16 protein-coding genes and 1 pseudogene are annotated in these 20,886 nt (G+C 71.8%); 12 read left to right on the forward strand and 5 right to left on the reverse strand.

Annotation, left to right across the window (positions count from 1 at the left end; translation table 11 throughout):
* Positions 1 to 430 precede the first annotated feature (430 nt).
* Positions 431 to 1,339, reverse strand: a complete 909-nt coding sequence (locus POF73_RS26830) for a ribosome-inactivating family protein (RefSeq protein WP_272120387.1) — start codon at positions 1,337 to 1,339, stop codon at positions 431 to 433.
* A 579-nt stretch (positions 1,340 to 1,918) separates the two neighbouring features.
* On the opposite strand from POF73_RS26830, the gene POF73_RS26835 reads away from it, so the two are divergent.
* The 8 genes from POF73_RS26835 to POF73_RS26870 all read left to right on the forward strand — a co-directional run bounded on the left by POF73_RS26835 (position 1,919) and on the right by POF73_RS26870 (position 12,292).
* A complete protein-coding gene (locus POF73_RS26835; RefSeq protein ID WP_272120389.1) occupies positions 1,919 to 5,689 on the forward strand; it encodes an nSTAND1 domain-containing NTPase in 3,771 nt (1,256 codons plus the stop codon).
* A 181-nt stretch (positions 5,690 to 5,870) separates the two neighbouring features.
* The gene (locus POF73_RS26840) at positions 5,871 to 6,530 is read left to right on the forward strand and encodes a hypothetical protein (protein WP_272120391.1); all 660 of its coding nucleotides are present in this window, start codon (positions 5,871 to 5,873) and stop codon (positions 6,528 to 6,530) included.
* A gap of 107 nt (positions 6,531 to 6,637) precedes the next feature.
* Positions 6,638 to 7,294 (forward strand): Uma2 family endonuclease, encoded by a 657-nt coding sequence (locus tag POF73_RS26845; protein WP_272120393.1) that lies wholly within the window; start codon positions 6,638 to 6,640, stop codon positions 7,292 to 7,294.
* 247 nt (positions 7,295 to 7,541) lie between these two features.
* A complete protein-coding gene (locus tag POF73_RS26850; protein ID WP_272120395.1) occupies positions 7,542 to 8,891 on the forward strand; it encodes a transcriptional regulator in 1,350 nt (449 codons plus the stop codon).
* Between the two features lie 235 nt (positions 8,892 to 9,126).
* A complete protein-coding gene (locus POF73_RS26855) occupies positions 9,127 to 10,131 on the forward strand; it encodes a permease (RefSeq protein ID WP_272120461.1) in 1,005 nt (334 codons plus the stop codon).
* Entirely contained in the window at positions 10,128 to 10,946 is an 819-nt protein-coding gene (locus tag POF73_RS26860) for a TIGR03943 family putative permease subunit (RefSeq protein ID WP_272120463.1), read from the forward strand. The genes POF73_RS26855 and POF73_RS26860 overlap by 4 nt, the downstream gene beginning before the upstream one ends.
* A 233-nt stretch (positions 10,947 to 11,179) precedes the next feature.
* Positions 11,180 to 11,959, forward strand: a complete 780-nt coding sequence (locus POF73_RS26865) for a GAF and ANTAR domain-containing protein (protein ID WP_272120397.1) — start codon at positions 11,180 to 11,182, stop codon at positions 11,957 to 11,959.
* A 57-nt stretch (positions 11,960 to 12,016) separates the two neighbouring features.
* Positions 12,017 to 12,292, forward strand: coding sequence for a ribosomal protein L7/L12 (locus POF73_RS26870; protein ID WP_272120398.1), 276 nt, complete (start codon positions 12,017 to 12,019; stop codon positions 12,290 to 12,292).
* Here the strand turns inward: POF73_RS26870 and POF73_RS26875 are convergent.
* Positions 12,289 to 13,068 (reverse strand): hypothetical protein, encoded by a 780-nt coding sequence (locus tag POF73_RS26875; RefSeq protein ID WP_272120400.1) that lies wholly within the window; start codon positions 13,066 to 13,068, stop codon positions 12,289 to 12,291. The genes POF73_RS26870 and POF73_RS26875 overlap by 4 nt on opposite strands.
* A gap of 118 nt (positions 13,069 to 13,186) precedes the next feature.
* The gene (locus POF73_RS26880) at positions 13,187 to 14,050 is read right to left on the reverse strand and encodes an NmrA family NAD(P)-binding protein (RefSeq protein ID WP_272120402.1); all 864 of its coding nucleotides are present in this window, start codon (positions 14,048 to 14,050) and stop codon (positions 13,187 to 13,189) included.
* A gap of 94 nt (positions 14,051 to 14,144) precedes the next feature.
* On the opposite strand from POF73_RS26880, the gene POF73_RS26885 reads away from it, so the two are divergent.
* The 3 genes from POF73_RS26885 to POF73_RS26895 all read left to right on the forward strand — a co-directional run bounded on the left by POF73_RS26885 (position 14,145) and on the right by POF73_RS26895 (position 17,422).
* Positions 14,145 to 14,840: a TetR/AcrR family transcriptional regulator gene (locus POF73_RS26885; protein ID WP_272120404.1), complete on the forward strand. Its 696-nt coding sequence runs from the start codon at positions 14,145 to 14,147 to the stop codon at positions 14,838 to 14,840.
* Between the two features lie 217 nt (positions 14,841 to 15,057).
* Positions 15,058 to 16,293 (forward strand): threonine--tRNA ligase, encoded by a 1,236-nt coding sequence (gene thrS, locus POF73_RS26890; protein WP_272120406.1) that lies wholly within the window; start codon positions 15,058 to 15,060, stop codon positions 16,291 to 16,293.
* A gap of 157 nt (positions 16,294 to 16,450) precedes the next feature.
* The gene (locus POF73_RS26895; protein WP_272120408.1) at positions 16,451 to 17,422 is read left to right on the forward strand and encodes a nucleoside hydrolase; all 972 of its coding nucleotides are present in this window, start codon (positions 16,451 to 16,453) and stop codon (positions 17,420 to 17,422) included.
* A gap of 138 nt (positions 17,423 to 17,560) precedes the next feature.
* Here the strand turns inward: POF73_RS26895 and POF73_RS26900 are convergent, their stop codons facing one another.
* On the reverse strand, positions 17,561 to 18,496 hold the full coding sequence (locus tag POF73_RS26900) for an LAETG motif-containing sortase-dependent surface protein (RefSeq protein ID WP_272120410.1): 936 nt from the start codon (positions 18,494 to 18,496) through the stop codon (positions 17,561 to 17,563).
* A gap of 248 nt (positions 18,497 to 18,744) precedes the next feature.
* Between POF73_RS26900 and POF73_RS26905 the strand changes: the two genes are divergently transcribed.
* Positions 18,745 to 20,418: a glycoside hydrolase family 13 protein gene (locus POF73_RS26905; RefSeq protein WP_272120412.1), complete on the forward strand. Its 1,674-nt coding sequence runs from the start codon at positions 18,745 to 18,747 to the stop codon at positions 20,416 to 20,418.
* A 62-nt stretch (positions 20,419 to 20,480) separates the two neighbouring features.
* Here POF73_RS26905 and POF73_RS26910 read toward each other — a convergent pair.
* Positions 20,481 to 20,785: pseudogene (locus POF73_RS26910) on the reverse strand (DUF4142 domain-containing protein); the annotation flags it as partial.
* Positions 20,786 to 20,886: the final 101 nt, after the last annotated feature.

Here is a 20,886-nt window from a genome sequence, read left to right on the forward strand (position 1 = left end):
TTGCGTGGAGTGCGCCCCCCCACATCGCCGTCCGCGACTCCAAGAACCCCGAGGTCGGCACCCTCACCCTCTCGCCGGAGGCGTACGTCGCCTTCGGGCCACGTCAGGCACTGACGAGCGCGCGGCGCCTGCGCCACGCCAGAAGCCGCCGGTGGACGGGGGGCGTCCACCGGCGGCTGTCTGCCCAGGCCCCGCGTAGAACGCGGGCGCCTCGGTTGGCCGGGACTCGTTCAGGGGGGCTGAGAGGTCGCCGGCCGGGGTGTGCCCCTCGGGGGGATGAGGGCCACGGATCCAAGACTGGCAGCCGGAGAGTTGATCGGCAGCCCGCCCGATCAGGGCAATCAATCCCTCTCGGAGGCTCCGTCGGCGCATCAGCCGTCCAGTGCGCAGATCGCGAACGCTGATGCCGGGCAGAGAGGCTGTCCACCGGTCAGGCTTTGATCCACATCATGAGGAAGAAGATGGCCGCGGTGTTGGCGAGGGTGCTGAAGTCGTACCGACCGATCGGGGCGGGCGGCGCCACATTCTGCCCTTGGAGTCGCCGCTGGAAGTCGTCGCTGATCGACTGCCAGTTGGTTATCAAGCCCACGTCGTCCGCGTCGAAATGGTATCCCTGCCAGTCGCCCCAGCCAGCGGTGATCCGGCTGGAGATGGCGTTGAACCGGGCGCCCTCGGCGACAGCTTCAACGAACCACAGGAGCGCTCCGGCCCTGGCGCTGTCTGCGGAGTTCGTGTTGGCGAGCTGCTGCGCGATGGAGCGAGCCGAGTCGGTGGAGAAGATCGGCCACGTTCTGCCCTGGCCGGAGTAGTTGGTCAGGCCCGGCCGCCCACCATTGCTACCGGCGTAGTTGCCCGAGAACGGGAGTGGCATGGCAATGGCGGGGTTCGCGGACGTGGACGGCATCCAGTTCACGTCCCGGAGGTCCGCGTCCGAGGTGTAGCGGTAGGTGCGGTCGTTGGGGTTGTAGTAGCCCTGCACATACAGGCTGTGGGCGTTCACGACGAGCCGGGTCTGCAGGTTCGGCCCGTCGAATACGTTGACGAGAAAGTAGTCGGTGCTGGATCCGGTGGCATACACCGTCCCCGCCGAGCCCGCTCCGTAGATCGCCTGCTGATGGACTCGGTTGCGGACATCTTTGATCATCTGCTGGTAGCCGGACTTGCCTTGGCTGATGTCCCAGGTGACGTCACGCTCGTCGTCGATCGCGAAGGCTTTCGCGGCGCCGATGGGGCTGAGCAGGGCCAGGCACAGTGCGAGCAGCACCGCGCCGGCGGTTGCGATGGTCGTTCTGCTGCGTCGGCCGCGCGGAAGGCTGCCGACTGCGATCTCCGTACTCATGTTGCTTCTCCTGAGGTCCGATGCGCACCGTGCCCGCGTCGTCCTGCGCTTGCACGGCGGTGGCCTCAGCCTCTGTGCGAGGCGGGCCGGATTCTTGGGCGGTGCTCCTCGATCGAGTCGGGTACCTGCTCCCTTCTGTCCAGTTGCGTTCGCAACCGACTCTCCGGGGCGAGGGGGTTGGTCAGCGAGTCGAATCGGGGGAGCAATCAAATTCCGAGCGGCTCAATCAACAGGTTTCATCACCTGTGCGGAGTTGATTGATCACAGTCGGTGGCAGGGACAGGCGGGCGGCGGTGCGCGCACGGCCTTCTGTTCTGCCGCGTCTTTGACCGGCACGGTTTCGAAGAGCCCGGTGATTCGTGACCGCCCGGACCGAGGACCGAACCGGAACGTTGATTTCCACGTCCCATTTGGCAGGTCAATCAATTTCGTGGGCGGAAGGGGATCGGCGGAAGGGATTGATGCACATCACATGTCGCATCGCCTCAACGTCACCCCCGGGCAACCCGGGCGTCACCGAGCGGCTTGTACGTTCGTCGCGCTCGATGTCCCTTTCGCCAGCCGTACGGAGGTGTGCGCATGGGGCGCCCGGAAAGACCTCTGGACCCGACGGCCGGTCCCGTGCCGCGGCTCGCGCACGAGCTGCGGGAGCTGCGCGGGACCGCGGGGAACCCCTCGTACCGGAAGATGGCCGAGACGGCGGGCTTCTCCGCGACAACGCTGTCACAGGCCGCGGCCGGTGAACGGCTGCCGTCCCTCGCCGTCGTCCAGGGCTATGTGCGGGCCTGCGGCGGCGACCCGGACGAGTGGGAGCCGCGCTGGAAGGACGCCGACGCGGAGGTGGCGGGGGAGGTTCGCGAGGACGACGAGGACGCGGCGCCGCCGTACCGGGGCCTCGCCCGGTTCGAGCCGGACGACCAAGGGCTGTTCTTCGGCCGGGACCGGCTGACGGAGGACCTGCTCCAGCTGGTGTGCGGGCACCGGTTCGCCGCGGTGTTCGGCGCCTCCGGCAGCGGGAAGTCCTCGCTGCTGCGGGCCGGACTGATACCCCGGCTCCAGGAGGAGATCGCGGGCCAGGGGCGTCCGGCGGTGCTGCGGGTGCTCACGCCCGGCGACCGGCCGGCCGCCACGTACGGCCATCTCCTGACCCCGGCGGCGGACGAGCCCGAGAGCTGGGTGGTCGTCGACCAGTTCGAGGAGGTCTTCACCCTGTGCCGGGACCGGGCGGAGCGCGCCCGGTTCATCGACCTGCTGCTCGCCGCCCGGGACCCCGGCAGCCGGCTGCGCGTCCTCATCGCCGTACGCGCCGACTTCTACCCCCGCTGCGGCGAGCACCGCGGCCTGGCGGACACGCTGTGCGGCGCCGGACTGCTGGTCGGACCGATGACCGCGGACGAGCTGCGCGAGGCGGTCGTCAAGCCGGCGCAGGAGGTCGGGCACCTGGTGGAGCGGGAGCTGACCGCGCGGATCGTGGAGGAGATCCTCGACGAGCCCGGCGGGCTGCCGATGCTCTCGCACGTCCTCCTGGAGACCTGGCGGCGACGCAAGGGCCGGGTGCTCAGCCTGGCCGCATACGAGGCGGCCGGCGGAGTGCGCGGCGCCATCGCGGCGAGCGCCGAGGAGGCGTACGGGCAGCTGACCGAGGAGCAGGCGGACGCCGCCCGGCGGCTGCTGCTGCGGATGGTCGAGCCCGGCCAGGGCACCCCCGACACCCGGCGCCCGCTCACCCGGGCCGAACGCGAGGAGTGGGCGTGCCCCCACGCGCCCGTGGTGGTGGAGCGACTGGCCCGCGCCCGGCTGCTGACCGTCGACGAGGACGCCGTCCAGCTCGCCCATGAGGCGCTGATCACCAGCTGGCCGCGGCTGCGCGGCTGGATCGAGGAGGACCGGGAGCGGCTGCGCCACCACCGTCGGCTGACCGATGCCGCCCGTGTCTGGCTGGAGCACGACCGCGACCCCGGCGCCCTGTACCGGGGCACCCGCCTGGACCGTGTGGCGGAGCTGTTCCCCGACCCCGAGCACGACTACTCCCTGACCGCGCCGGAACGTGAGTTCCTCACCGCCGCGCTGGCCGCCCGCGAGACGGAACGCCGGGCCGTCGTCCGCTCCACGCGCCGGGCGCGGGCCGCGGTGGGCGTACTGTCGGCCGTCCTCGCGGTGGCGCTGGTCGCCGGTCTGTCCGCCTGGACCCAGAGCCGGGACAACGAGCGCCGCCGCATCGACGACGCGGCCCGCCGTATCGCCGCCGTCGCGGACGGCCTGCGCACGACCGACCCGCGCACCGCACAGCTGCTGGGCGTCGCCGCCTGGCGCGTGTCCGAGCTGCCGGAGACCCGGCGGGCGCTGCTGGGCGCGCTCGGCCAGCAGGAACTGGACACCTTCAGCGACCGGGCACCGGGCGACGGTCCCTTCCGCCGTCTCACGGACTCCGGTCGCACCCTGCTCAGCGTCGCGGGGCGCACCTGGCGGACCTGGGACGTGGCACGGCACCGGCGGATCGCCGAGGGGCGGCTGCCGGAGGCCGGCACCGCGGTCGGGGCGAGCCCGGACGGGCGGCTGCTGGCGATCCAGGAGCATGGCCGGGACGGCGGAGTACAGCTGTGGGACACGGCCGCCGGACGATGGTTGGGTGACCGGCTGCCGGCGTCGTCCTTCGTGGACTTCGGCGAGGGCACGTATGGCGTGGGCACTCTGAGCGACGACCGGGCGGGGGTGCACTCGGCCGCTGACGGGAAGCTGCTGTTCGAGACGGAGCTGGACAGCACGGTGCCGAGCGCGGTCGGCCGGCTGTTCGCGTTCTGCTCCCTCGGAGGTGGCGCGCCGCAGGTGCGGGACCTCACGGCCCGGCGCATCGTGCATGGGCGCTGGGAACGCTCGGGCGACGTCTGTGGCCAGGAGCGCTCGCAGCTGGTGCTCGGCGGGGGACGGCTCGCCGCGGTGACCCCGAGCGGCGTGCTGGTCTGGGACGTCCGGTCGGGGGAGAGTCTGGACCAGCTCCTCGACACGGGAGTGAAGTACGCCGCCTTCAGCCATGACGGGAACTTCCTGGCGATCGTCGACGGGGAGGAGATCAGGGTGTGGCGGCTGGGCGCCGACGCCCCGGTGTTCCGGCACTCCCTCAACAACCAGCACCTGTACGGCGCTCCGGCCTGGGACCCCACCCGCCCGGTGCTGCGCTATCTGGAGGCCGGCACGGTCCACACCCTGGACGTCACGGCGGCCGTGACGCCCGCCTGGCAGGAGGAGCCGGCGGACAAGGTGCTGATCAGTCCGGACGGCCGCACCCTCGCCACCGCGCGACGCACCGGCGGCACCTACCGCTTCGAGCTGCGCGACACCCGCGACGGACGCCTGCTCAGGACACTGCCGCCCACCCCGCTCCCTGTATCGCGCGATCCCTCCCGGCCGGTAATCCCGCAGGACACCCTCCCCCTTCTTGCCTTCAGCCCCGACAGCAAGGCACTCGCGTACTCCGTCTCGGCGCCCGGTTACGAGGCGTCCCCGCAGCGCCTCGCGATCTGGGACGTCGCCCGGGGCCGGGTCCGCACGACGCTGGACCTGGCGGCGAAGACGTCGGCCGGGGCGGTGATCACGATCGCCCTCGGCCCGGATGCCCGTACGCTCCACGTCACCCGCACACCGGCCGTCGGCGAGCTGGCCAACGAGACCTGGGACGTCGCCCGCCACCGCCGGACGGCCGTCCTCGCCGGCCTGTCCAGCAGTCACCTGGCCGTCCGTCCCGACGAGGGGCTCCTGGCCGGCGACAACCGCACGGCGACGCTGCCGGACGGCAAGGCCACCGGACGCGACCTGGTCCAGGGCGGCCAGATCGGCGCCCTCGCCTTCGCACCGGACGGTTCGCGGCTCGCCGCGGGGGACCAGACGGGCCGGGTGGCGCTGTGGGACGGAGCGGTCCGGCAGCGGGAGGGGGCCCTGCCGAACGTCTTCCCCGCGCTCCTGGAGGGAACGACTGCTGGACAGGACAGCGGCCCCGACCCGATCAGCGGCGACACCTCCGAGGCCGTCAGCGCCCTCGCCATCAGCCCCGACGGCCGCACGCTCGCGGTGGGTGGCGAGGCGGGGAGCCTCCAGCTGTGGGACATCGCCACCCAGCAGCCGCTCGGCGGCCCGCTGACCACACCGGGTGAGTCGATCGACACGGTGGCGTTCGCCGCGGACAGCGCCACCGTGTACGCGGGCAGTGCGCACGTGCCTCTCCAGCGCTACACCATCGACCCGAACCGGGCGGTCGAATCCGTGTGCGCGCGGGCGGGAGAGCGCGAGCTGACGCGGGCGCAGTGGCGGACGTACGTGCGTGACGTGCCGTACCGCAGGCTGTGCGGCGACTGACTGGCCGGGCGTTGATTCGCCTGGTGAGAGCCGATTGATTGACCTGATGGAGAGGCTGGCCGATCAACTCCCGCCCCCTCGACGATCGACCTGTCGCTGCCCCGGTTCCGAACTCCTCCTCGGCCGGGGCAGCGGCCAGGCCCGACGAACGGGTCGAGGCATCCGACAGGAGAACCCCCACATGAAGATCCTGAAGAACGGCCGTCGCCGGACGGCGATGCTGACGTCGGCGCTCGCCCTCGTGCTGATCCCCTTCTCCGCAGGCACGGCCAGCGCCAACACCACCCCCGGCTGGGGCGACGATATGCCCGACGTGCTCTGGGACTGCAACAACGGCAACGCCGATTCGTGCCAGTACCACGAGCAGAGCGCGGAGACCGAACTCGGCAAGCGGCGTCAGGTCTCCAACACGATCAGCAACTGCGCCAGCAACCGGGACCTGACCCTCACCCGTACCGACACCAACACCACGAGCACCGAGTACGCCTTCCAGCAGGAGACGTCCGTGGAGGTGTCCTCCGGCTTCAGCGACACGTTCGAGGCCGGGATGAAGGCCAGCGACACGCAGACCGAGACCTGGAAGGTGGGTAGTGCCCACACCGCGACCGAGACCCACACCACGACCATCCCGGCCGGCCAGCGGGGCGCCTGGTGGTTCGCGCCGTACATCCGACACTCCCAGGGCTACCTGGAGGTCCACTACGGCGAGCGCAAGCACGGCCACTACATCTGGTACTACCCCGGCAACGGCGGCCTTCCGGGCATCGACATCAAAACCCCGGTCTTCCTCCCGACCGGCGAGCTGAAGGGCAACTTCTACTGGGCGACCTGGAACTGCTGACTTAGGGGAAACGTAACAGCACACTCGTTCGGGTGATCGGTTCCGGATTCCTTGTGCGGGCCTCCCGTCTACCCTGGGAGCGTCGCGTCGAGCGAAGGAGGTCTGTCATGGCGGTGGCGGAACCGATCATCATGCCGGGGTACCAGGGCGAGGCCATTCATGGGCCGTACGACGACCCCGACGGCGACAGTGACGCGGACAACGCCGTGCCCGACTATGAGGGCGCGAGCGTGGAGCAGGTCTTCGAGCTCTTCAGTGCGGCGGCCCCCCGGGGTTGGCGCGTGGAGTTGATCGAAGGAGAGATCTGCGTGACGCAACCGGCCAACGGGGAGCACGAGGAGCTCGTGTCGGAGCTCACTGATCAGGTCGCCCAGCGGCGCCACGATCGGTCCTTGCGTAACTACACGGGCATCGGCCTCAACCTCCCCGGCCCCTCCGAAACCGGTCACGTCGAGCCGGACCTGGTGATCGCCCCGAGGGGCACCTTCGATGACCAGGAGGTGTGGCACGACCCGTCCGGCGTCCTCCTCGTCGCCGAGGTCACCTCAAAGAGCACCGCCGACCGCGACCGCCACAAGAAGATCCACGGCTACGCCCGCGCCGACATCCCCGTCTACCTGCTGATCGACCGGGAGAAGGCGGAGATCACCGTCTACTCCGACCCGTCCGGCGACGACTACGCCAAGAGCGCCAAGTACAAGCTGGGCCTCACCGTGCCGTTGCCCGACCCGCTCGGGTTCGAGCTGGACACCGCGGAGTTCTGAGCCCGCTCCGCGTCCCGGGCATGAAGGGCCGCCGCCCGCGCCGGGCCCGCGTTCGCCGCCAGAATCAGCGTCGCCACGGCGATCACCGCGGCGGCGAAGCCCCTGGTGTAGCGCTCGGTGGTGCTGGTGCGTTCCTGCACGGAGACCTCGCAACAGCCATAGGTTAAACACGCTTAATCCTCGGTTTAACCTAGAGTCGGCCGACTCGAACGGCAAGAGGCACAGGGCGAGTTGGGGGCGTTGAGCGATGTCGGACCGTGACGACCCGGGAACCATCGGGCGCAGAGTGCAACAGCTGCGGGCCGATCGCGGGCTGACACAGAGGCAGTTGGCGGAGCCCGCCTACACCCCCGCGTACATCTCCACCCTGGAGGCGGGCCGCGTCCGCGCCTCCGACGACGCGCTGCGGCACATCGCCGAGCGGCTCGGCGTCGCCTTCGAGGAGCTGGTCACCGGGCGGCCCGCGCATCTCGTCACGGACCTGCGACTGCGACTGACCGGCGCCCAGCGCGCCCTCGCCACCGGCGACACCGAGGCGGCGGCCGAACAGTACGCCGTGCTGCTCGCGGAGGCGGAGGCGAACGGGTTCGCCGAGGAGCGGGCGGTCGCGCTGCTCGGGCTCGGCGAATGCGCCGTCGAGGTCGGTGAACTCGCCTACGCCCAGGGGCACTTCGAGCGTGCCGAGCAGATCCTCGCCGAGGTCGACGCCCCGCTGCCCGCCCGCGTCCCCGCACTGCGCGGACGCGCCGTGTCCCATTACCTCGCCGGTGAACTCCGCTACGCCGTCTACCTGTTGGAGTCCACCCTCGACGAGCTCAACCGCGGCGGACTGCACGACCCCGACGCCCTGCTGCTGCTCTACGCCAGCGTCATCGGCCCCTACATGGACATGGGCGCCCACGCCCGCGCCGCCCAGGCCGCCGAGTACGCCCTCGCCCTCGCCCCCAAGGCCGCCGACCCGGCGCTGGTCGCCCGGATGCACCGCTCCGTCGCCCGCACCCTGCTCGCCGAGGGGCGGGTCGCCGAGGCCGACGCCTCCCTCGCCAAGGCCGCCGAGCTGTACCGGCAGCTCCAGATCCGTACCGAACTCGCCAACTGCCACTGGATGCGCGGCTACGTCTACGCCCAGCAGGGCGACCTGGAGCGCGCCGAGGCCGAACTGCGCGAGGCCCAGATCATGCTCACCGCCCGGCGCGCCGCCCTCTACACCAGCCAGGTCGCCGTCGAACTCGCCGACGTACTGCACCGGCGGGGCAAGTCAGACGAGGCCGCCGCCCTCCTCCACGAGGTGCTCAGCGATCTCAGCCCCGAACGCGGCGCCCTGCACTCCGCCGCCGCCCACCGCCTCCTCGGCATCATCGCCGAGGACGCCCACGACACCGAGACCGCCGAGGAGCACTACGTCCGCGCCCTCAGCCTGCTGGAACGCGCGGGCGCGGCCGGCGACCTGGCCGACCTGTGCCGACTGTTGGGCGACCTGCTCCGCCGCACCGGCCGGGTGGAGGCGGCGCTCGACGCGTACCGCACGGGCCTCGGCCACCGCACGGCCCCCGGCACCACCACCCTGGGGCCCGCCCCCGCACAACCTCCTCTGTAAAACCCCTCGGCCCCCTGAAGCCTCACCACCCCGCCCGCCTGCCACGCCTTGAAGGGGCGCGGGCAACTGCGCGGTCAGCCCCCACTGCCCCGCAGACGACCGACGGCCCGCCCCGGCATCCACCACCGCCGGCCACGCCACATCCCACAGCCGGCACCACGGGGAACCCCAGCCCGTCCACAGCCCTCACCGGTTAGCCTTCGCGGAGTTGTTCGAACAGGTGGGGGCAGGCACGGTGGAGAACCAGCGGACCGTGGTGGACGGGCTACGGCTCGTCGTACGCACGCTCGTGTACGCCGTGCTCGGCGGCACCGCGCTCATCGCCATCGTCACGGTCGTCTCGGTCCTCGGCCCCGCGCTCGCGCTCGACCTCTACACCCCGCCCGTCGCCGCCTGGTGGACCGTCTTCACGGCCATCGCGGTACAGGGCGTGCCCTTCCTGCTGCTCGGCACGGTCGTCTCGGCGGCGATCGGCGCCTTCGTGCCGGAGCGGGTGTTCAGCCGACTGCTGCCGCGCAATCAGGCCCTCGCGGTGCCCGTCGCGGGAGCGGCCGGTGTCGTCCTGCCGGGCTGCGAGTGCGCGTCCGTGCCGGTGGCCGGGAGCCTGATGCGACGCGGGGTGGCCCCGGCCGCCGCCCTCGCCTTCCTCCTCTCCGCGCCCGCCATCAACCCGGTCGTGCTCGTCGCCACCTCCGTCGCCTTTCCCGGGCAGCCGGAGATGGTGCTCGGGCGGCTGGTCGCCTCCCTGGCGACGGCGATCGTGATGGGCTGGCTGTGGGCGCGGTTCGGCCGCGAGGAGTGGCTGCGTCCGCCCAAACGGCACGCCGAGCCCGGCGTCAGGGGGCTGCGCGCCTTCGCCGCCGGACTCCAGCACGACTTTCTGCACGCGGGCGGCTTCCTCGTCCTGGGCGCGGCGGCCGCGGCGACGTTCAACATCGCGGTGCCGCGCTCGGTACTGGACCTCTTCACCGGGTCGGTGTGGGTGTCGGTGCTGCTTCTCGCGCTGCTCGCGGTCGTGCTGTGCGTGTGCAGCGAGGCCGACGCGTTCGTCGCCGCCTCGCTGAGCGGCTTCTCGCCGACCGCGCGGCTCGCGTTCATGGTGGTCGGCCCGATGGTGGACCTGAAGCTGATCGCCCTCCAGGCGGGGACCTTCGGGCGGGCCTTCGCGGTGCGGTTCTCGGCGGCGACGTGGGTGGTGGCCGTGGTGAGCAGCGTGCTGGTGGGGTGGTGGCTGCTGTGAGACGGTACGGGCCGGCGGTGCTGCTGCTCCTCACGGGGGCGGCGATCCTGCGGATCTCGCTGTTCAGCGAGCTGTATCTGCGGTACGTGCAGGCGGGACTACGGCCATACCTGGTCGTGTCCGGCTTTCTGCTGGTGCTGCTGGCGGTGGCCGCGGCGCTTGTCGGGCGACCGGAACAGGAACCGCACGCCGAGCAGGGCCAGCACGCAGAGCAGGTAGAGCACGGCGAGCACGCCGGCCGCGATCAGCAACGCGAGCACGGCGAGCACGACGAGTCCGGCGACGATTCCCACGCCCACGATCAGCACGGCGGCCACCATAGCCCCCGCGTCGCCTGGCTCCTCACCCTCCCCGCCCTCGCCCTCCTCCTCTTCCCGCCGCCCGCCCTCGGCTCCTACAGCGCCGAGCGTGAGGCGGCGCAGCGGGCGGCCCAGGGCGTCGGGCGCTTTCCGGCGCTGCCTGCCGGGAACCCGGTCGAGCTGACGCTCGCCGAGTTCGGCTCGCGGGCGATCTACGACAGCGGACGGTCGCTGGCGGGCCGCACGGTGCGGCTGACCGGGTTCGTCACGCGCGACGCCGACGGCACCTGGTACGTCACCCGTCTCCTCGTCGCCTGCTGCGCCGCCGACGCCACCACCGGCAAGGTCGAGATCCGGGGCGCGGACGCGCCGCCCGCCGACACCTGGGTCACCGTCACCGGCACCTGGCATCCCGAGGGCGCGCTCGGGACGGACGGGGCCTGGCCGCCCGTCATGGACGCCGGGTCGGTGCGGCGGGTCGCGCAGCCGGCGAACCCGTACGAGGCGCTCCGCTAGCAGTGGCCTGACCACCGGGGTGCCGCGAGGTGCCGTCGGTCGGCTGCGGCACCGTCGTGGCTGGTCGCGCATCTGCGGCACGGTCGTGGCTGGTCGCGCGGTTCCCCGCGCCCCTTGGGGGTGCGGCGGTCCCGGGGTTTTGGGGCGCGGGCTACGGGTAGTCGGGCATCGTCCGGGGCGAGCGGTCAGGGGCCCTGGAGCCAGCAGGCCGCGCTCGAACCGAGGAGGCTGCCGTGCGGCCCAGAGACGAGCAGCGTGGTGACCGGGGACCGGAGCGCGGCGGTGCCGCGGACGCGAGTACCGACGGGGTACGCGTCGCGGGTCCCGGAGACGTACCGGGGCAGTTGTGCGACGTCGCCGTGGAGTTGCTGCCGGTGAGCGGCGCGAGCGTGTCACTGCACAGTGACGGTCTGCCCGTGCAGTTGGGGGCGAGCAGTGCGCAGGCCGCGTATGTGACGGAGATTCAGGCCACTCTGGGTGACGGTCCCTGCCAGTCGGCGGCGGAGAGCGGTACGCCCGTGCTCGCCCGCGATCTGACGGCCGGGCGGGACGTGCTGCGCTGGCCGGTCTTCGCCCAGCAGGCCACGGCCGCCGGGGTGCAGGCGGTGTACTCGCTGCCGCTCGGCAACGACACGGTGTGCGTGGGCACCCTCGACCTCTACCGCGACACCCCCGGCGACCTCACCGACCGGGACCTGCGGACGGCGCGGCTGGTGGCCGGGATGATGACCGTGGCGCTGATGGCGCTGCCGCGCGAGGAGGAGGCGGGCCGGCCCGGGGACGAGCAGTGGCTGAGCGGCCTCGCCACCGACCACGACGTGGTCTACCAGGCCACCGGCATGATCATGGCCCAACTGGCCGTCGGCACGGCCGAGGCACTGGCCCGCCTGCGCGCCCACGCGTTCGCCCGCGGCCGTACGGCACTGGACGTGGCACGGGACGTGGTGGCACACCGGCTGCGGTTCGACGGGGACCGCGAGGGGGACTTCGACGGGGGCCGCGATGGTGACTAGGGCGCCGGACCAGGCCGCCGGACCAGGCCGTACGGAGCGCGCCTAGGATCGTCAACCATGGAAATAGTGGGTCTCTTCTTCTTCGTGGTCGGCATGACGGCGGTCTGGAGCATCCAGAGCCGGATTTCGCAGGCCGACCGTCGAGTTGCCCGGGTCGAGCGCAAACTCGACTCGATTCTCGACCACTTGGGGCTGCGTGAGGAGGAGCCGCGGATGGACGAGGTCGTGGCGCTCGTGCGGCAGGGCAAGCAGATCCCGGCGATCAAGCTCTACCGGGAGATCACCGGCGCGGGCCTGAAGGAGGCCAAGGAGGCGGTCGACCGCCTCGGTTAGACGTCCTGCCTGCCGCGCTTCCTGGCCTCCGCCAGCCGGCGGGTGCCGAGTTCGACGGCCGCCGAGGTGGCGTCCGCGGGTACGTCGCCCAGGCCGCCGTTGGTGATGGCGATCGCGTCGTCGCCCACGCGGACGGCGGCGACGTGCAGGGTGAGCATGGGAGCGTCGTCGTACTCGGAGACGGCGCCGAGGACGATCCGCAGCCCCTGCCGGGCGTCCCCCGCCTCCGGCATCTCGGCCTCACTCACCTTGACGGTGAGCTCTCCGCCGCCCGCGATCGCCGTGAACTCGCCGCACTTCTCCGGCAGGCCGGCGAGCCACTTCAGCGTCCGGTCCAGGTCTTCGGGCCGGTGGGCGACGATCTGGTAGCGCAGCTGGGCCTCGTCCCACTCGTCGTCCAGTCCGACGGACGCGCGGGTACGGGCGTCGGGGCCGAAGAGCTCCTCCGCGTAGAGGGCGTCGAGCAGCCGCTTGCAGTCGGCCTTCTCGGTGTCGGCCTTGAGCATGGCGTCCCGCCAGGTCGCGAAGCCCTTGGTGGGCACCCACGGTTCACCGAGGTCCTCCGCACTGATGAGCGCGGCACGGGCCTGGGCCTCGGTGAGGGTGGGAGCGGCGGCGGGGGCCGACGACGCGCCGACGGTGGCCGCGGGGGAGTCCGGGGCACCGACGGCCCGGGCGGCCTGGCCCAGGTCGCCGTAGGAGCATGCGGACGCGGACAGCAGGGCCGCTGCCGAGAGCGTCGAGGCGATGACGGTGCGGGCCGGGGGTCGGGGCATCGCGAGCCTCCTGTGCCGGGGTCGGGGACGCGCCCAAGACCGGGTACGTGTTCTTAAGGCACCACCACGGCACTACCTCCACCAGCGCGCCGGTCCGTCCGGGTGACGACGTCGCCCTCTACCGGGAGTGCACGAGGGCCTCCAAGACCTCGTGGGCGGTCTTCGCGGGGTGGCCGATGGTGGCTTCCAGCGTGGGGTCGGTGGCCTTGAACTCGCCCATGCGCGCTGCGGCGAACATCGTCAGGGAGAACTCCGCGGCCGGCCGCGGCATCCCGTCGGCGACTGCCGCGGAAGTCCACTCGTCGTCGTCCATGACGGCTCTGGTGATGGTCCGGCCGGTGATGCGGCTGAGGATTTCGGCGACGTCGGCGAAGTCCAGGGTGTGAGGGGCTGTCAGCGGCCGCGTGATCCCTTCGACGGCTCTGTCCTGGGTCAGAGCGATGGCCGCGGCTTCTGCCAGGTCCTCGTGGGCCGTCCAGGACACCGGACCGTCCTGCGGCACGGCGAGTGTGCCGGTCTTCAGCGCCGCTCCGATGTAGGGGCCCAATGCGGAGGCGTAGAACCCGTTGCGAAGGGCCGTGTAGGGCACTCCCTGCTGCTTGAGGTGTTCCTCGGTGGCGGCGTGGACCCGCTGCGGCGGGAAGAGCGACGTGGCAGAGGCGGCCTGATGGCTGGTGTACAGGATGCGTCGGGCGCCCGCCGCCCGTGCCGCGTCGATCGCGGCGGTGTTGGCGGTCAGCGCGCCGCCGCCCCGGATGGCCGCGGAGACGACCAGGACGCGCTCGGCACCTTCGAAGGCGTGCTGCAGGCCGTCGGGTTCGGTGAAGTCTCCCGCGCGGACTCGGACGCCGCGCTCGGCGAGGCCGGCGGCCTTGCTCACATCGCGCACACTGACGCCGATCCTGTCGGCCGGTACCCGCTCCAACAGGCGGTCGACGATCAGCGCCCCGAGGCGACCGGTGGCTCCGGTGACGATCAGCATCGGTTGCTCCCATCAGATGATGTTTCCAGCGGAACTGAAATCACGGTAACACTGATAATTCCATTGGATGCGTACGAGCGATACCATCGTGTCCATGTCTTCGAAGGCTCCGAACACGCAGCGGCGGAACGTCACTCGGGATCGCATCGTGAAGGCCGCGGCCGGTCTGCTGCGCGAACAGGGGGCGGCCGCGGTGACCACGCGCCGCGTGGCCCACGAGGCCGGGCTGCAGCCTCCTGCTCTCTACCGGTTCTTCCAGGACAAGGACGACTTGCTGGATGCCGCCGCGGAGCATGTCTTCGCCGAGCACGTGGAGGGCAAACAGGCCACGGCGCCCTCGGACGACCCCGTCGAAGACCTGCGAGCCGGATGGAACACCCAGATCGGCTTCGGGCTGGCCAATCCTTATGTCTACGGCCTGTTGCTGGATCCGGCCCGCGCACGCGACACCCCGGCGCAGGTCAAGGGGGTGCGGATCCTTGCCGAGCGGGTGCACAGAATCGCCGCCGCCGGGCGGCTTCGGGTGAGCGAGGAACGCGCCGTCAACCTCATCCGCGCGGCGGGCGTCGGAACCGTCCACACCCTGCTGACGCTGCCTCCAGGGCAAAGCGACCCGCACCTGGCGGATGCCGCCTTCGACGCGGTCGCTCGCGCCATCCTCGTGGATGAGCCCGCTGTTTCCGCCCAGGACTCGGCGGCCGTCGTCGCGGCCTTCCGCACCCTCCTGCCCGAACTGTCCGGTCTCAGCAAGACGGAGGCCGCACTTCTCGACGAGTGGCTGCAACGCTGAGCAGACAGAGACGCAGCCGATGAAGGCGACGCCGCGCAAATCAATCGCGCCCTCACCCACCCCCTGTTACCGTCGCCCCATGAAGCGCGCCAACCCGTCTCTCACGACGACGCCGGACCCAGTCCCGGCGCGCTGACAGCTGAGCGAATCCGAAGCCCCGGGCGAGTGCCCCGGGGCTTTGTCGTGGGTGCTCGTCCGTTCATCTGGAGGAGTAGCCATGAACGACAGTCACGACCACCGCCGTCTCGGCCGCGAACTGGACCTCTTCGACACCGACCCCCTGATGGGCGCAGGCCTGCCCTACTGGCTGCCCGACGGCGCCGTCGTCCGGCACGTCCTGGAGGAGTACATCCGCGAGGCGGAACGCGAGGCCGGCTATCGCCATGTGTACTCACCCGTGCTCGGCAAACGCGAGCTCTACGAGATCTCCGGGCACTGGGACCACTACAGCGACGACATGTTCCCGCCGATGAAACTGGGCGCCGAGGAAGTCGTCCTGCGCCCCAGCCTCTGCCCCCACCACGCCCTGATCTACCGCTCCCGCTCCCACAGCTACCGCGAACTTCCGTACCGCATGGCCGAGTTGGGCGGCATGTACCGCTCCGAGCCGTCCGGCGTCCTCGGCGGCCTCACCCGCGTCCGGGCCATCCACCTCAACGACGCCCACATCTTCTGCACCCTCGACCAGGCCGTGGAGGAGGCCCGCGCCGCCCTCGCCCTCATCGCCCGCGCCTACGCCGACCTCGGCATCAGCGCCGCCCGCCACCGCCTCTCCCTCCCGAGCAAGGACGGCGGCGGCAAATACGTGGCCGACCCGGCGCTGTGGGAGAAGGCCACCGCACTGCTCCGCGACGTCCTCGACGGCTCCGGGATCCCGTACGACGCCGTCGAGGGCGAGGCCGCGTTCTACGGCCCCAAGATCGACGTCCAGATCACCGACCGTGCGGGACGCGAGGCCACCCTCTCCACCGTCCAGATCGACTTCCACCAGCCCGAACGCTTCGACCTGCACTACATCGGCCCCGACGGCGCCAAGCACCGCCCGGTCATGGTCCACCGCAGCATCATCGGCAGCGTGGAGCGCGCGGTCGCGCATCTGATCGAGGAGCACGGCGGCGCGTTCCCGGCGTGGCTGGCGCCCGTGCAGGTGGTGATCCTTCCCGTCTCGGAGGAACAGGTCGAGCAGGCCGAGAAGCTGCTGCGCCGGGCCCTCGACCAGGGCCTACGCGCGGAACTCGCCGGTCCCGAGCACGGCACCCTGGGCGCACGCATCCGCGCGGCACGCCGGGTGCCGTACCAGGCGGTCATCGGCGAACGGGAGGCGGCGGCGGACGGTGACGTCGCGGCCGTACGCCTACGGGGCGGCCGCATGCCCGGCATCATGCCCGGCGCGGAACTGGTCGCCCGGATCACCGAGTGCGTCGCAGCGCGCGGCTCCGAGGTGTGCCTTTAAGGGGCGCGGGGCTGTATCAATGTGCGGCTCCGCCGCGTGGGCGCGACCAGCCACATGCGACCCGCAGACGGCAGTGCACCCAAACCCCCACGGTGCCCCGCCGGACATAAGGTCACTCCTGTAGGCCCCGCCCCCGGCCCCCGAAAGGAGCCTCGCCGTGACGAACGACGGCCGGCCCACCCCGGTGATCATCGACTGTGACACCGGTGTCGACGACGCCCTGGCGCTGCTGTTCGCCGTGCGCCACCCGGGGCTGGACCTGCGGGCGGTCACCTGCGTGGCCGGGAACACCGACGTGGACGGCGTCGTACGCAACACCCTGACCGTGCTTGAGCAGGCCGGCGCCCCCGACATCCCCGTCGCCCGGGGTGCCGGACGCCCGCTGATCGAGCCCGCGCGCTCGGCGCGGCACGTGCACGGTGAGGACGGCATGGGTGACATCGGCCTGCCCGCCCCGACCCGCGCCCCGGCCGACGTGGACGCGGTGACGCTGCTGCGCCGCGAGATCCTCGCGTCCCCGCGCCCGGTGACCCTGATTCCGACGGCGCCGCTCACCAACATCGCCCTGCTGCTGCGCGCCCACCCGGAGGTGACCCGCAACATCGAGCGGATCGTCTTCATGGGCGGCGCGGTGGCCTGCGGCAACGCCACGCCGGTCGCGGAGTTCAACGTGTGGCACGACCCGGAGGCCGCCGCGATCCTGCTCACGGCCGGGGTGCCGATCACCATGTACGGCCTGGACGTCTTCCAACGGGTCGTGGTCCCCGGCGCGGACGTACGGCGCCTGCGGGCGAGTGCGGAACCCGGTGCCCGTCTCGCCGGCGAGCTGCTGTCCCACCGTCCGGCCACCCCCGACGTCGGCGCCGACTCCGAGGCCGGCGGCATCGGTGACGCGGGCGCCGTCTGCGCGGTCGTCGACCCGGCGGGCATCACCACCAGCCTGCTCCCGGTGGAGGTCTCCCTCGCCCCGGGCCCGACCCGCGGCCAGACGATCGTCGACCGCCGCGTCCGCCTCGGCGAGGCCGAGATCCACGCCGGCGCGCGTGACCGGAATCTGGTGGACGTGGCCCTGGACGTCGACGTGGACCGCTTCGTGAAGCTGTACCTGACGACGGTGGAACGCACCTGACCGGCCCGAACGAGGCAACGCCCGACTCAGGCACCAACGCCGGAAGGGGCCCGGGGATCACCCCGGGCCCCTTCACATGCCGTAGGTCAGGACCGTGCCGTCAGTCAGGACTGTGCCGTGGGTCAGGACCTGTCGCGGTCAGGACCGTGCCGTACGCCGCCGCTTCGACGCCACGACGAACGCCGCGCCGCCCGCGACCAGTACCACCGCACCGATCGCGATCGGGCCGGTCGCGCTGCTGCCGCCGGTCTGGGCGAGGCCGCCCGGGGGCACCGCCGGGGAGGACGTCGACTCGGACGGTTCCGGGGTCGGGGTCTCGGTCGACGGGGTCTCGGAGGCCGGCGGGGTCGTCTCCTCCGCCGGGGGCGTCGTCTCCTCGGACGGCGGCTCCGACGGCTCGGCCGGGGGTGTCGTCGCGGGCGGGGCCGGCGGCTCCTCGGTGGCCGGAGGCTCCGTGGTGCAGTCCTTCGTGCCGCCGTTCCAGGCCGCGATCAGCTTGTCCTTGATGACCGGGTGGTCGGGGCCCTTGGGCAGGTCGCCGTGTTCGAAGCCGTCGTTCGCGTCCGGCTTGCCGTCGAACTTCACCGCGCCCCGGTACAGGTCGATCTGCCCGAAGCAGCCCGCGTCCGGCACGGCGATGTCGAGCGTGTCGGTCTTGCCGGGCCCCAGCGTGACCGAGTCGAAGTCGACGAAGACCTGCTCGCCGGAGGTGGCGAAGGTCGGCCCGTGGGCGAGGTAGGAGGCGAGCGAGGCGGTGCAGGTGCCGGCGTCGGCGGCGGCACGGACCGTGATGTGGACCTTGCCGTCGCCGGTGACCTTCAGGCTCTGGTCGTCGACCTTGACGGAGTCGTAGAAGTTCGTGCCGTCGAGCGAGAACTGGCAGCGGTCGGTGGCGGTTTCCGTGCCGGCGCCGGTGCCGGGCCGGTAGCTGCCGCCGGACTTCCAGCCGTCACCGCCGGGCGTGCCGGTGGCCCAGGCGCCGGAGGCGGAGGCGACGCCGGCGGCACAGAGGACGAGCGACGCGGCGCCCGTCCCCAGCAGGCGTCGCGCGATGACACGTCTCGCTATGGACATGCGTATCCCATCGTGGGGTGTGGTCGAAGAAGAAACACTGGGCTCATTGGTCACATGCGCCACAGCGTGAGCACATCGTCGGGCGACGGGACAACGCTGTCAACCTGCAGGAACGCAAGGGAAGTTCAAAGGGCAATCACAATTCCATCACACGAGGAATGATCTTCTCCGCTCCGCACTGTGTTCGCTTTTCCGGCCAAGTGGACAGAGTTCTCACTGTCGCCCGTACACACCCACGAGGAGTCCGCGTGACCGACCGCACCACCACGTCCGACACCCCAGACCTCTCGTCCCGCAACCCCGACTGGTGGCGCCAGGCCGTCATCTACCAGGTCTATCCGCGCAGTTTCGCCGACGGCGACGGCGACGGGCTCGGTGACCTCAAGGGCGTCACCCAGCGCCTGAACCACCTCGCCGGCCTCGGCGTGGACGCGCTGTGGCTCAGCCCCTTCTACCCCTCCGAACTGGCCGACGGCGGCTACGACGTCGCCGACTACCGCGACGTCGACCCCCGCCTCGGCACCCTGGACGACTTCGACGCCATGGCCGCCGAGGCCCACCGGCTCGGACTGAAGGTCATCGTCGACCTGGTCCCCAACCACACCTCCCACCAGCACGTCTGGTTCCAGGAGGCGTTGCGGGCCGGGCCCGGCTCCGCCGCCCGCGAGCGCTACGTCTTCCGCGACGGCCGCGGCCCGCACGGCGAACTCCCGCCCACCGACTGGCAGTCCGTGTTCGGCGGCAGCGCCTGGCGCCGGGTCCCCGACGGCCAGTGGTACCTGCACCTGTTCACACCCCAGCAACCGGACCTGAACTGGGGCAACGAGGACGTCCGCACCGACTTCCGCACCACCCTGCGCTTCTGGTCCGACCGCGGCGTGGACGGCTTCCGCGTCGACGTCGCCCACGCGCTCGCCAAGGACCTGAGCGAACCGCTGCGCGACCTCGGCGCGCCCGAGCTGAGCGGCGAGGAGTCCCTCCCGCACTTCCCGCCCGGCACCCACCCCTTCTACGACCGCGACGAGGTCCACGAGATCTACCGCGACTGGCGCAAGATCCTCGACGCCTACCGCCCGCCCCGCATGGCGGTCGCCGAGGCATGGGTCAACCCGAGCGCCCGCCGCGCCCTGTACGCCCGCCCCGACGAACTCGGCCAGGCCTTCAACTTCGAGTACCTGCAGGCGGGTTGGAACGCGGACGAACTCAAACAGATCATCACCGACTCCCTCGCCACGGCCCGGGCGGCGGGCGCCTCCGCCACCTGGGTGCTGTCCAACCACGACGTCGTACGCCACACCTCCCGCCTGATGCTCCCGCCCGGCACCGACGACAACGCCTGGCTCCTGTCCGGCGGCCAGGCCCCGGCCGTCGACGAGCGGGCGGGACTGCGCCGGGCCCGCGCCGCGACCCTCCTCATGCTCGCGCTGCCCGGTTCGTCGTACGTCTACCAGGGCGAGGAACTCGGCCTCCCCGAGGTCGCCGACCTCCCCTCCGAGGTTCTCCAGGACCCCATCTGGGAACAGACGGGCCGCGTCCGCAAGGGCCGCGACGGCTGCCGGGTGCCGCTGCCGTGGACGACGACCGGCCCGTCGTACGGCTTCGGGGCGGGCGGCTCCTGGCTGCCGCAGCCGTCGGCCTTCGCGCAGTACGCGGTGGCCGCACAGGACGGCGTGGACGACTCCACCCTGGAGCTCTACCGCCGGGCCCTGCGCCTGCGCCGCAAACTGCTGGAGGGGGAGGAGCTGGAGTGGGCGGACGGCACCGCGCCCGGGGTCCTGGACTTCACCCGGCACGGGGGCTGGCGGTGCGTGGCCAACCTCTCCGACACGGCGGTGGAGTTGCCGGCGGGGGAGGTGGTGATCGCGAGCGGCCCGCTGGAGGAGGGCAGGCTGGCGCCGGACACGACGGCCTGGCTGACGTAGCCGCGCGTCAACCGCCGCGCACCGACTCAGGGCGCCGGTGCCAGGCGCACCTGCGGTTCGCCCGCGGCCGGAGGGGGCGGGGTGGTGTTCAGCCGCGTGGCGATCCCGCGGCAGGTGGCGTCGAGGGCGGCATGCCCGTCGACCAGGTGCCGCCCGGCCGTACGCACGGCGCCGGTGGTGCCCTTCTGCAGCGCCATCTTCCCCACCGGGTACTCCCACAGCCCCGCCGCCCGCACCTTCACGACGAAGTCCCGGTCGGCCTCCGTCAGGGGGCCGGTCGCGGTCTGGGCGATGACGCGGGTCTGGGAGGCGGCGACGGTGCTGCGAGCATCGAGGGATGGACGAGGGCGACGAGGGTGAGACTCATGGCGCCGCCCACGAAGAGAGTTCCGGTCGCGTGCCGAGTGATGCGCACCGTGCTGCCTCCTGTGCCGTGGCGGTCGTACCTGTCTGTCGCACGGGAGTACG

Origin of the sequence: Streptomyces sp. HD (genome assembly GCF_028369295.1) — a bacterium.
Classification (GTDB): Bacteria; Actinomycetota; Actinomycetes; order Streptomycetales; family Streptomycetaceae; genus Streptomyces.